The organism is Roseateles chitinivorans (assembly GCF_002761755.1).
GTDB classification, from domain to species: Bacteria; Pseudomonadota; Gammaproteobacteria; order Burkholderiales; family Burkholderiaceae_C; genus Roseateles; species Roseateles chitinivorans.
Genome location: NZ_PEOG01000012.1, coordinates 25619 through 36969 on the forward strand (window position 1 = coordinate 25619; position 11351 = coordinate 36969).

The window sequence follows — 11351 nt, forward strand, 5'->3', positions numbered from 1 at the left end:
CGCCGGGCACACGGATTGCCTACGTTGGCGTCGCGCTTCGCCCGTCCCGTGCGAGCCATGAGCGCGACGTGTCGCCTGACTGTCCGTCCGCGCGGGCTAGCCTCGTGGATGTGTTAGCCGATGCTTCACAATTGCTGTTTCCTGCGGCTTCACCGGCGGCGTAGTCCTACCGCCATGTCCTGCCCGTAACCCCCGCCCGCTTTTGACCCATAGGAGCGTTTGCCCATGAAAATCGAAAAACTGATGCTTGGCCTGGTGGCCGCGGCAGCCCTGACCGCCTGCAGCTCGACCAAGCTGGACGAACCGGCCCCGGTCGAGAACAAGACCCCGACGCAGTCCACCGCGCCGACCGGTCCGACGACCGACAACGCCGGCCAGCGTCCGGTGCAGACCGTGGACCTGGGCGCCCAGCTGGACGCCGCCGTCTCCAACCAGCGCGTCGTGTACTTCGACTTCGACAGCTTCGTCGTGAAGGACGAATACCGCTCGCTGATCGAGAACCACGCCAAGCGTCTGAACAACAAGAAGACGCTGGCGCTGAGCCTGGAAGGCCACGCCGACGAGCGCGGTGGCCGCGAGTACAACCTGGCCCTGGGCCAGAAGCGTGCGGAAGCCGTCGCCAAGTCGCTGACGCTGCTGGGCGTGGCCGCCAACCAGGTCGAGCCGGTGAGCTTCGGCAAGGAGCGTCCGGCCGACACCGGCCACAACGAGGAAGCCTGGGCCAAGAACCGCCGCGTCGAGCTGCGCGACAAGTAATCCGGTGACATGAGCATGCTGCGACCCCTCCGTTCCTTTCCCTCCTCGCCGACGGCGGTGGCGCGTGCCGCGCTGCTCGGCGTGCTGCTGGCGCTGAACGCCGCCGGCCCCGCGCGGGCGGCGCTGTTCGAGGACGACGAGGCCCGCAAGGCCATCCTCGACCTGCGGACCAAGATGGCGCAGAACGAGGAGTCGCAGCGTGCCCGGATCTCGGATCTGCAGAACCAGCTCGAGACCGCCCGGCGCGGTCTGCTGGATCTGTCCGGCCAGATCGAGGCGCTGAAGTCGGACCTGGCCCGCATGCGCGGCCAGAACGAACAGCTGGCGCGCGACCTGTCCGACACCCAGCGCAAGGTGGCCGACCAGTCGGCCACGCTCGACAACCGGCTGCGCCCGCTGGAGCCGCAGAAGGTGTCGCTGGACGGCAAGGAATTCCAGGCCGATCCGGAAGAGAAGCGCCAGTTCGATGCCGCGATGGGCCTGATCCGGCGCGGCGACTTCAACGAGGCGGTGTCCGCCTTCACCACCTTTCTGACCCGGTTCCCGGCGAGCGGCTATTCCGATTCGGTGCGCTTCTGGCTGGGCAATGCCCAGTACGGCAAGCGCGACTACAAGGGCGCGATCGCGACCTTCAAGGCCTTCGTCGCCGCCAATCCGGATCACCCGCGCGCGGCCGAGAGCCTGCTGGCCATCGCCAATTGCCAGATCGAGCTCAAGGACACCAAGAGCGCCCGCAAGACGCTGGATGACCTGCAGAAGGCTTATCCCGGCAGTGAGGCGGCCCGGGCCGCGAAGGAACGCGCGGCCGGCCTGCGCTGAGCCGCGGCCGTCCTCCCACCTGTCATGAGGCGCGCTCCTGCGCGCGAGCATCGTGAGCCTTGACACCGGGCATGGCCCCCTCGACCTGGAAGCCGATGCGGAGCGTCGCTTCGGCGGCCTGCGCCGTCTCCACGGCGAACGCGACTACGCACGGCTGCGCGCGGCGCGCTTCTGCGTCGTCGGCCTGGGCGGCGTGGGCTCGTGGGTCGTCGAGGCGCTGGCCCGCATGGGCGTCGCGCGGCTGGTGCTGGTCGACCTGGACCATGTCGCCGAATCCAACATCAACCGCCAGGTGCAGGCGCTGGGCAGCACGCTGGGCATGGCCAAGGCCGAAGCGCTGAAGCAGCGCATCGCCGACATCCATCCCGGTTGCGAGGTCCTCACCATCGAGGACTTCGTCGACGACCAGAACTGGCCCGCGCTGCTGGGCGACGTGCAGGTGGATGGCATCGTCGACGCCTGTGATCAGGTGCGTGCCAAGGCGCGGATCGCGGCCTGGGCGAGGGCGCTGCGGCTGCCGCAGGTCTGCATTGGCGCGGCCGGCGGCAAGCATCGGCCGCAGGACGTGGAGATCCTGGATCTGGCCGAGACCACGCACGATCCGCTGCTGGTCAATCTGCGGCAGCGGCTGCGCAAATTCCATGGCGCGCCGCGCGCCGGGAAGATGGACGTCACCTGCGTGTTCTCGCGCGAACCGGTCACACGACCCGAGGGCGTGGCGGTCTGCGACCTGGACGCCAACCTGAATTGCCATGGCTATGGCTCCAGCGTGGCGGTCACGGCCGGCTTCGGCATGGTCGCGGCGGCGGAGCTGGTGCGACGCTATTTGAAGACGCTTGCGCGCCAGCAAAAAACCGCCCTATAATGTGAGGCTCTGCTGAGGGGCAAACACCTCGAAGCGACGCAGCGGAGGTCGGGGCAACCCGGCCTTCACTGCTTGAAGTGCGGCTTCGGGTCGTTAGCTCAGTCGGTAGAGCAGCGGACTTTTAATCCGTTGGTCGCAGGTTCGAATCCTGCACGACCCACCACCCACTTCGGATGGTTTTCTTGGGGGCTCTTAGCTCAGTTGGTAGAGCAGCGGACTCTTAATCCGTTGGTCGAAGGTTCGAATCCTTCAGGGCCCACCAACCGATCCTTGTCGGATCGTCGAAACGGAAATCGCGACTCGCGTGCGATTCATGGACGACGAAACGAAGTCAGCGAGGATTCGGTGCCAAGCGGACTGAATATCTGACATAATCTCGGTCTCGCCGGATTCGACAGAATCCAGTGGAACGAAAAAGAATCTCGGGCTCTTAGCTCAGTTGGTAGAGCAGCGGACTCTTAATCCGTTGGTCGAAGGTTCGAATCCTTCAGGGCCCACCAAATTCGCTCCGATATCGAATCACTGCGGTGAATCGATTCTGGAGTCGCCGAAAAGGCTGCAGCGGATGCTGCAGCCTTTTTTCGTTCTGGCTCGACGTGAAGCCGTGCGGCCCAGTGAGTCAGGTGAGCGACCGCGCCGCGAGCTCGGGCAACTCGGTCGCGACGAGGCTGTGGGGTAACGGCGGCTGGTGCGCGCACTGGGCGCCGAGTCGACGCCGCTCCGCGCCGCGGAGCTTCACCAGCGGCGTGTCCTGGCGGCGTCCCCAGCCCAACAGGGCCAGCATCAATCGCCAGCGTCGCCAGCCGGTACGGGACTGGTAGAAGAACGCCGAATCCGCCGCCGGCAGCAGATGCACGTTGAAGGGTCCCTCACGTCGCAACACCACGCGAGCCGCCACATGCATGACCAGATAGTGTGGCCCGTCAATGCCGGCCAGCAGCGCGTCCCGCGCGTCACCCAGTTGAGCGAGATAGGCGGCCTCGCCGTGGACCATCGCCCGCCGCAGTTCCGCTTCCCAGGCCAGCACGAATCGATCGCCCGGCGGTGCCGCGAAGCACCAGTTCTCCAGGTAGGGGCAGGCTGCCGACTCGCCTGCCACGCTGTCTGTTGCATTCAGGTGAAAGCCTGCGAATCCACGCCTGCGGGTGGCCAGCGCCAGCAGCCAGTCGGGCGAGCGCGTCAGGAACAGACTGGCATCGAGCCACAGGCCGCCATGTCGGCCGACCAGCGCGACCCGCAGCCAGTCGGCCTGCCGATAGGCCGGCCAGGTCTCGAAGGCCGGAGGCAGCGGCAGTCCATCGAGCGCCGCCAGCGCCGTGTCGCGATGCAGCAGGCGGATCGTGTAGCCGCGCGCGTGCCGCCGCCAGTTCGCGACGCAGGCCGCGACGACCGGAGGAAGCTCGACAGCATGCCAGTAGCTCCAGATGATGCGGGGGACCGCCGCCCGGGGTGGCTCGACAACCGCTTGGCTGGACCAGGCTCTGCGCGAGCGAGGGCTGCGCGTCCGAAGCCGATGCAGGCCGCCCGCGATGGGGCCCATCAACCGCAGGAGCGCTGCAAGGATCTTGAATTTCATGGCCGTGCATGCTCGGCGTGCGCGCGCTCGCCGGACATGGCCTCGATCGGTCGACCTGGGCCTGGTTCTGACCTGCCGTGAACAGCATTTGCTTCAATGAGCAGGCGGCATGCGCCGTGCGGACGTTCCGCCGGCCACCAGTGCCTTTTCAGGCTGGGCTAGACTGCTCGGCCCGAGCGTCCGCCGACCGGGCGCAGCGCCCGAGCGGGTCTTCCCGCCGTTCGCCAGTTCTTCCGACTCCCGGGTCCTCGCGACCCGCTCCGCCGCATTCCCCATGTCCCAGATCCCCGAAGTCCAGCTGCTCCAGGCCCTGCAACAGGTCATCGACCCCAACACCGGTCGCGACTTCGTCTCGACGAAGCAGTTGCGCAACATGAAGATCGCGGGCGACACGGTCAGCTTCGATGTCGAGCTCGGCTATCCCGCGGCGAGCCAGATCGATGCCCTGCGTGCCGCGCTCGTGGCGGCCGCCCGCTCGGTGCCCGGCGTGGGCAACGTCAGCGTCGGGCTGAACAGCAAGGTGATCGCGCATGCGGTGCAGCGCGGCGTCCAGTTGCTGCCCGGCGTGAAGAACATCATTGCCGTCGCCTCGGGCAAGGGCGGTGTCGGCAAGAGCACCACGGCAGCCAACCTGGCGCTGGCGTTGTCGGCCGAGGGCGCCACCGTCGGCCTGCTGGACGCCGACATCTACGGCCCCAGCCTGCCTCTGATGCTCGGCGTGCACGGCCGCCCGGAAAGCACCGACGGCCAGACGATGGAGCCGCTCGAATCGCACGGCCTGCAGCTGATGTCGATCGGCTTCCTGGTCGAGGACGACCAGGCGATGGTCTGGCGCGGCCCGATGGCGACGCAGGCGCTGGAGCAGTTGCTGCGCCAGACGCGCTGGCGCGACCTGGACTACCTGGTCATCGACATGCCCCCGGGCACCGGCGACATCCAGCTGACCTTGTCGCAGCGCGTGCCGGTGAGCGGCGCGGTGATCGTGACGACGCCGCAGGACATCGCGCTGATCGATGCGAAGAAGGGCCTGAAGATGTTCGAGAAGGTCGGCGTGCCGATCCTGGGCATCGTGGAGAACATGGCGATCCACATCTGCAGCCACTGCGGCCACGCCGAGCACATCTTCGGCAGCGGCGGCGGCCAGCGCATGGCGGACCAGTACAGCCAGGAGCTGCTGGGCTCGTTGCCGCTGGCGCTGTCCATCCGCGAGCAGGCCGACAGCGGCAAGCCCACCGTCGTGGCCGAGCCCGACGGCCCGCATGCCCAGGCCTACAGGCAGATCGCACGCAAGATCGCGGTGAAGCTGGCGGGCCAGGCCAAGGACTACTCGTCCAGGTTCCCGACGATCACCATCTCGAAAAACACCTGACCCCACCCGCCGGTGCTGCAGCGCACAACGGTGCGCTCAGGAAAAACCTCTCCCATCCGGTGTGCGTCCTGCGGTTCGCCCTCTCGTCAAAGGGTGAGTCCGTATTGGACAAAGCCAGGGCTTTGTGCCGAAATACTTGAACGGGCCGCGTGACGGTCGTGCGATTCACCCAGGTCGGCAACGGCGTCGAACCCAGGAGGCACAAGCGATGGACATGAACCGGAGGAGCTTCTTCCGGGTGAGCGGGGCGGCCGTGATGGGCTCCAGCCTCGTCGCGTTGGGTTTCTCCCCAACCGCTGCGCTGGCGGAGACGCGCCAGTTCAAGCTCGCCCGGGCGACCGAGACACGCAACACCTGCCCCTACTGCTCGGTAGGCTGCGGGATCATCATGTACTCGCTGGGCGACAAGGCGAAGAACGTCACGTCCGAGATCGTCCACATCGAGGGCGATCCCGACCACCCGGTCAATCGCGGCACGCTGTGCCCCAAGGGCGCCGGCCTGCTGGACTTCGTGCACAGCCCCAACCGGCTGAAGTACCCGGAGATCCGCGAGGCCGGGTCCAAGGAGTGGAAGCGCGTCAGCTGGGACGAGGCGATGAACCGCTTCGTCAAGCTGCTCAAGGCCGACCGCGACGCCAACTTCATCGCCACCAATGCCGATGGCAAGACGGTCAACCGGTGGCTGTCCACCGGCATGATCTGCGCCTCCGCGTCCTCGAACGAATCGGGCTACATCACCCACAAGGCGATGCGCTCGACGGGGATGCTCGCGTTCGACAACCAGGCCCGCGTTTGACACGGACCGACGGTGGCCAGTCTGGCCCCGACGTTCGGTCGCGGTGCGATGACCAACCATTGGGTGGACATCAAGAACGCCGATCTCGTCCTGATCATGGGCGGCAATGCCGCCGAGGCGCACCCCTGCGGCTTCAAGTGGGTGATCGAGGCCAAGCATCACAACAAGGCCCGGCTGATCGTCGTCGACCCGCGCTTCACGCGCTCGGCGGCGATGAGCGACTATTACGCGCCGATCCGCGCGGGGTCGGACATCGCCTTCCTCGGCGGCGTCATCAACTACCTGCTGAGCAACGACAAGATCCAGAAGGAGTACGTCCGCCATTACACGAACGCGACCTTCCTGATCAACGAGGGCTACAAGTTCGAGGACGGCCTCTTCTCCGGCTATGACGAGGCCAGGCGTGCTTACAACAACGCGTCCTGGGCCTATGAGCTCGACGAGAAGGGCTTCGCCAAGGTCGACATGACGATGGAGCACCCGCGCTGCGTGCTCAACGTCATGAAGCGGCATTACGCGCGCTACACGCCGGAGAAGGTCAGCGAGATCTGCGGCACGCCGAAGGACAAGTTCGTGGAGATCTGCAGGCAGATCGCCGAGACCTCGGTCCCCGGCAAGGTGATGACGGTGATGTACGCGCTGGGCTGGACGCAGCACAGCCAGGGCTCGCAGATCATCCGCACCGGCGCGCTGATGCAGCTGCTGCTGGGCAACATCGGCCAGCCGGGCGGCGGGATGAACGCGCTGCGCGGTCACAGCAACATCCAGGGCCTGACCGACCTGGGGCTGCTGTCCACCTCGCTGACGGGCTACATGTCGCTGGCGAAGGACTCGGAGCAGGACCTCGAGACCTACTACAAGACCCGCGCGCTCAAGCCGCTGCGTCCCAACCAGATGAGCTTCTGGCAGAACTACCCGAAGTTCTTCGTCAGCCAGCAGAAGGCCTGGTGGGGCAAGGCCGCGACCAAGGAAAACGACTGGGCGTTCCACTACCTGCCCAAGTGGGACAAGGGCTATGACGTGCTGCAGGCCTTCGAGCTGATGCACCAGGGCAAGGTCAACGGCTACATCTGCCAGGGCTTCAACCCGGTGGGCTCCTTCCCCAACAAGAAGAAGGTGATCGAGAGCCTGTCCAGGCTGAAGTTCCTCGCCATCATCGACCCGCTCAACACGGAGACCGCCGAGTTCTGGAAGAACTACGGCGAGCACAACGACGTGAAGAGCGAGGAGATCCAGACGGTGGTGTTCCGCTTCCCGAGCACCTGCTTCGCGGAGGAGGAGGGCTCGCTGACCAACTCCGGCCGCTGGCTGCAGTGGCACTGGAAGGGCGCCGAGCCGCCGGGCGAGGCCAAGGGCGACGCCGAGATCATCGCGGAGATCTTCCTGCGCCTGCGCGCGCTGTACGTGAAGGACGGCGGCGCGTTCCCCGACCCGATCGTCAACCTGAGCTGGCCGTACAAGATTCCCCACAGCCCCTCGGCCGAGGAGCTGGCGATGGAATACAACGGCAAGGCGCTGGCCGACGTGACCGATCCGAAGGACCCGACCAAGGTCCTGGCCAAGGCCGGCGAGCAGCTCTCGGGTTTCGGCCTGCTGCGCGACGACGGCTCGACGTCCAGCGGCTGCTGGATCTACACGGGCGCGTGGACGCAGGCCGGCAACCAGATGGCGCGGCGCGACAACAGCGATCCGTGGGGCATCGGCCAGACGCTGAACTGGGCCTGGGCCTGGCCGGCGAACCGGCGCGTGCTCTACAACGCCGCGTCCTGCGACCCGACCGGCAAGCCGTGGAATCCGAAGCGGCGGCTGGTGGCGTTCACCGACAAGTGGGGCGGCTCGGACGTGCCGGACATCCGGCCCGATGCCAATCCCAACGACGAGGACGCGGTACGGCCCTTCATCATGACCGCCGAGGGCGTGGCGCGGCTGTTCGCGCCGACCGGCATGGTCGACGGCCCGCTGCCGGAGCACTATGAGCCGTTCGAGTCGCCGCTGACGGTGAACCCGATGCACCCGAACAACCCCAAGGCGATGAACAACCCGGCGGGCCGGGTGTTCAAGGCCGACCGCGAGGCGTTCGGCAAGCCGGACAAGTTCCCGTATGTGGCGACGAGCTACCGGCTCACCGAGCACTTCCATTACTGGACCAAGAACGTGCGGACCAGCGCGGTGATCCAGCCGCAGCAGTTCGTGGAGATCGGCGAGGAACTCGCGAAGGAGAAGGGGATCGCCAACGGCGACCAGGTGAAGGTCAGTTCCAACCGCGGCTTCATCAAGGCCGTGGCGGTGGTGACCAAGCGGGTGGCGTCGCTGGATGTCGGCGGCAAGCGGGTCCACACGGTGGGCCTGCCCAACCACTGGGGCTTCGTCGGCGTGGCCAAGCCCGGTTATCTGGTGAACACGCTCACCCCGTTCGTGGGCGATGCCAATACCCAGACGCCGGAGTTCAAGAGCTTCACCGTCAACATCGAGAAAGCCTGAGGAACTGCCATGTCTTCATTGCAATCCCTCGACATCGCGCTGCGCTCCGCCACGACGCTGCCCAGTCCCGACGCGCGGCGCACGACGCCGGAGGTCGCCAAGCTGATCGACGTGTCGTCCTGCATCGGCTGCAAAGCCTGCCAGGTGGCCTGCATGCAGTGGAACGACCTGCGCGACGATGTCGGCGACACCCACGGCACCTACGACAACCCGCGCGACCTCACGCCGCAGTCGTGGACGGTGATGCGGTTCTCGGAGGTCGAGGTCGTCGAGAACAAGCTGGAGTGGCTGATCCGCAAGGACGGCTGCATGCACTGCGACGACCCCGGCTGCCTGAAGAGCTGTCCCGCGCCCGGCGCGATCGTCAAGTACCAGAACGGCATCGTCGACTTCATCTCCGAGCACTGCATCGGCTGCGGCAACTGCGTGACGGGCTGCCCGTTCGACGTGCCGCGCATCAGCAAGGCCGACAACAAGGCCTACAAGTGCAGCCTGTGCTCGGACCGGGTCGGCGTGGGCCTGGAGCCCGCGTGCGTGAAGGCCTGCCCGACCGGGGCGATCCGTTTCGGCTCGAAGGAGGACATGCACGAGTTCGCCGCCGATCGCATCGTCGACCTGAAGGAGCGCGGCTACCAGAACGCCGGCGTCTACGACCCGCAGGGCGTGGGCGGCACGCACGTCATGTACGTGCTGCAGCACGCCGACCAGCCCACGCTGTATCACGGCCTGCCCAAGGATCCGCAGATCAGCCCGCTGGTGTCGCTGTGGAAGGGCGCGGCCAAGCCGCTGGCGGTGGCCGCGATGATCGGCGCGGCGGTGGCGGGCTTCTTCCATTACATGAAGGTCGGGCCGCAGAAGACCGGGCACGATGAGCCGGACGAGGACGAGGAACTCGCCTACGAGCGCGCGAAGCACGGCGACGCGCCGCGCGACGGCACCGTCCCGCCGGCGGGCGGTGGTCTCTGACCTTCACCGGGAGATCGACATGTTGCTGCAACGCTACCGCGACAGCCAGCGGATCAACCACTGGCTCATCGTGCTGCTGTTCCTGTGCGCCGGGCTGTCGGGCCTGGCCTTCTTCCATCCGAGCCTGTATTTCCTGACCCACCTCTTCGGCGGCGGCCCGTGGGCGCGCATCCTGCATCCCTACATGGGGCTGGGCATGGTGATCGCGTTCGCGTTCCTGGCGGCGCAGATGTGGCGGGACAACCGCTGGACCGACGTCGACCGCCAATGGATGCGCCAGAGCGGGGACATGATCTTCGGCGGCCACAAGCACGGCACGCAGCCGGCGCACAAGTACAACGCCGGCCAGAAGATCGTGTTCTGGATCATGGTGGTGTCGCTGCTGATCCTGTTGGTGACCGGCTTCATGTTCTGGCACGCCTGGTTCCCCGACGGGAACATCCTGATGCGCCGCGTCGCGGTGGTGCTGCACGCGGCGGCGGCGGCGATCCTGATCCTGACGATCATCATCCATGTCTATGCCGCGATCTGGGTCAAGGGCTCGTTCCGGGCGATGACCCGTGGTACGGTCACCGACACCTGGGCCGCGCACCACCACCCGCTGTGGCACAAGGCAGTGAAGGAACGTCCCCCCGCATGACCCCCAGCAGCCCGATCCGGGTGATGAGCCCGGAAGAGATCGCCGTCAATGCCGGCGCCCGTGTCGCACCGGTGAAGGTGCCCGAACCCGGTCTCTTCGCCGAGCGCGCACTGCGGCTGCGCCAGCTCGCCGACGGCCATGCGATGCGGGACTACCTGCTGTTCGTGGCCGAACTGGCGCAGCGGCAGCATGAGCTGTTGAAGCAGCCCCGCGCGCTGAAGCTGCCGGACGAGGTGCTGATCAACGGCGCGATGGTCGGTGGGCTGCCGCCGGTGGAGGCTCAGGGGCATCCGCGCGATGCCGTCTGGCGTGAGGAACTCCGGGCGCTGTTGACCGCGATGAGCGCGGCGGCGATTCCCGAAGCGGCGAAGGCGCTGGTCGCCCGGCTGGCGCAGGCGGACGAGGTCTGGCTGGAGCAGCAGGCCGGCGCGCTGCTCGCCGGGGGCGGACCGGGCCTGGATCCGGCGGCGGCGCCGCTGATTGCCGCGGCGCTGCAGGTGCACTGGACCCGCCTGGTCACCGGCTTGCAGGAACGCTACGAGCGCAGCGACCAGGGCGAGAACGTCGCCCCGTTCGGCATGATCGACGACCCGACGGTGTGCCCCTGCTGCGGCTCGCGGCCGGTGGCCTCGATCACCCGCGTCGCGGCCGAGCAGTCGGGGCAGCGCTTCCTGGCCTGCTCGCTGTGTGGCGCGCAATGGCATTACGTGCGCATCAAGTGCACGCATTGCCAGGGCACCAAGGGCATCAGCTTCCAGACCCTGGTCGACGACGAGGGCCGGAAGTCCGAGGCGGTCGCCGCCGAGTGCTGCGAGACCTGCGGGCACTATCTCAAGCAGGTCCACATGGAGAAGGACCTGCAGGTCGAGCCCCTGGCCGACGACCTGGCCACGCTGACGCTGGACCTGCTGGTCGGCGAACTCGGCCTGGTGCGTCAGGGCTTCAACCCGATGCTGATCCTGGGCGAGGCGGAGGCCTCGCACGACGACGCGCCGCCCGGGCGCGCCGGCACCGGCGCCGCTCCCCCCGGAGGGCGCTGAGCATGAAGCCCGAGGCATCCATGGTTCATGGTCCGACGGCAGG

9 protein-coding genes and 3 tRNA genes are annotated in these 11351 nt (G+C 67.1%); 11 read left to right on the top strand and 1 reads right to left on the bottom strand.

Annotated elements, in window-relative coordinates; all coding sequences use genetic code 11:
- Window positions 1–225: 225 nt before the first annotated feature.
- The 6 genes from pal to CS062_RS05605 all read left to right on the top strand — a co-directional run bounded on the left by pal (window position 226) and on the right by CS062_RS05605 (window position 2940).
- On the top strand, window positions 226–756 hold the full coding sequence (gene pal / locus CS062_RS05580; protein ID WP_099860457.1) for a peptidoglycan-associated lipoprotein Pal: 531 nt from the start codon (window positions 226–228) through the stop codon (window positions 754–756).
- 9 nt (window positions 757–765) lie between these two features.
- The gene (gene ybgF, locus CS062_RS05585; RefSeq protein WP_368372850.1) at window positions 766–1575 is read left to right on the top strand and encodes a tol-pal system protein YbgF; all 810 of its coding nucleotides are present in this window, start codon (window positions 766–768) and stop codon (window positions 1573–1575) included.
- A gap of 52 nt (window positions 1576–1627) precedes the next feature.
- Window positions 1628–2440 (top strand): tRNA threonylcarbamoyladenosine dehydratase, encoded by an 813-nt coding sequence (locus CS062_RS05590; protein WP_099860458.1) that lies wholly within the window; start codon window positions 1628–1630, stop codon window positions 2438–2440.
- Window positions 2441–2527: 87 nt separating this feature from the next.
- Window positions 2528–2603 (top strand) — tRNA-Lys (locus tag CS062_RS05595).
- A gap of 23 nt (window positions 2604–2626) precedes the next feature.
- Window positions 2627–2702, top strand: a tRNA-Lys gene (locus tag CS062_RS05600).
- A 162-nt stretch (window positions 2703–2864) separates the two neighbouring features.
- A tRNA-Lys gene (locus CS062_RS05605) sits at window positions 2865–2940 on the top strand.
- Window positions 2941–3059: 119 nt separating this feature from the next.
- Here the strand turns inward: CS062_RS05605 and CS062_RS05610 are convergent.
- Complete coding sequence (locus CS062_RS05610) at window positions 3060–4016, bottom strand: glycosyltransferase family 32 protein (protein ID WP_099860459.1); 957 nt, start codon at window positions 4014–4016, stop codon at window positions 3060–3062.
- 274 nt (window positions 4017–4290) lie between these two features.
- Between CS062_RS05610 and apbC the strand changes: the two genes are divergently transcribed.
- The 5 genes from apbC to fdhE all read left to right on the top strand — a co-directional run bounded on the left by apbC (window position 4291) and on the right by fdhE (window position 11308).
- The gene (gene apbC / locus CS062_RS05615; RefSeq protein WP_099860460.1) at window positions 4291–5385 is read left to right on the top strand and encodes an iron-sulfur cluster carrier protein ApbC; all 1095 of its coding nucleotides are present in this window, start codon (window positions 4291–4293) and stop codon (window positions 5383–5385) included.
- A gap of 208 nt (window positions 5386–5593) precedes the next feature.
- The gene (fdnG, locus tag CS062_RS05625; protein WP_143742258.1) at window positions 5594–8662 is read left to right on the top strand and encodes a formate dehydrogenase-N subunit alpha; all 3069 of its coding nucleotides are present in this window, start codon (window positions 5594–5596) and stop codon (window positions 8660–8662) included.
- Window positions 8663–8671: 9 nt separating this feature from the next.
- The gene (fdxH, locus tag CS062_RS05630) at window positions 8672–9628 is read left to right on the top strand and encodes a formate dehydrogenase subunit beta (protein ID WP_099860463.1); all 957 of its coding nucleotides are present in this window, start codon (window positions 8672–8674) and stop codon (window positions 9626–9628) included.
- Between the two features lie 19 nt (window positions 9629–9647).
- Window positions 9648–10268, top strand: coding sequence for a formate dehydrogenase subunit gamma (locus tag CS062_RS05635; RefSeq protein ID WP_099860464.1), 621 nt, complete (start codon window positions 9648–9650; stop codon window positions 10266–10268).
- Window positions 10265–11308, top strand: a complete 1044-nt coding sequence (gene fdhE / locus CS062_RS05640) for a formate dehydrogenase accessory protein FdhE (protein ID WP_099860465.1) — start codon at window positions 10265–10267, stop codon at window positions 11306–11308. The genes CS062_RS05635 and fdhE overlap by 4 nt, the downstream gene beginning before the upstream one ends.
- The last annotated feature ends 43 nt before the right edge of the window (window positions 11309–11351 follow it).

Bases quoted from the DNA above. Each gene is read 5' to 3' on its own strand.
- pal (WP_099860457.1), top strand. From the start codon at position 226: ATGAAAATCGAAAAACTGATGCTTGGCCTGGTGGCCGCGGCAGCCCTG.
- ybgF (WP_368372850.1), top strand. From the start codon at position 766: ATGAGCATGCTGCGACCCCTCCGTTCCTTTCCCTCCTCGCCGACGGCG.
- CS062_RS05610 (WP_099860459.1), bottom strand. From the start codon at position 4,016: ATGAAATTCAAGATCCTTGCAGCGCTCCTGCGGTTGATGGGCCCCATC.
- apbC (WP_099860460.1), top strand. From the start codon at position 4,291: ATGTCCCAGATCCCCGAAGTCCAGCTGCTCCAGGCCCTGCAACAGGTC.
- fdxH (WP_099860463.1), top strand. From the start codon at position 8,672: ATGTCTTCATTGCAATCCCTCGACATCGCGCTGCGCTCCGCCACGACG.
- CS062_RS05635 (WP_099860464.1), top strand. From the start codon at position 9,648: ATGTTGCTGCAACGCTACCGCGACAGCCAGCGGATCAACCACTGGCTC.
- fdhE (WP_099860465.1), top strand. From the start codon at position 10,265: ATGACCCCCAGCAGCCCGATCCGGGTGATGAGCCCGGAAGAGATCGCC.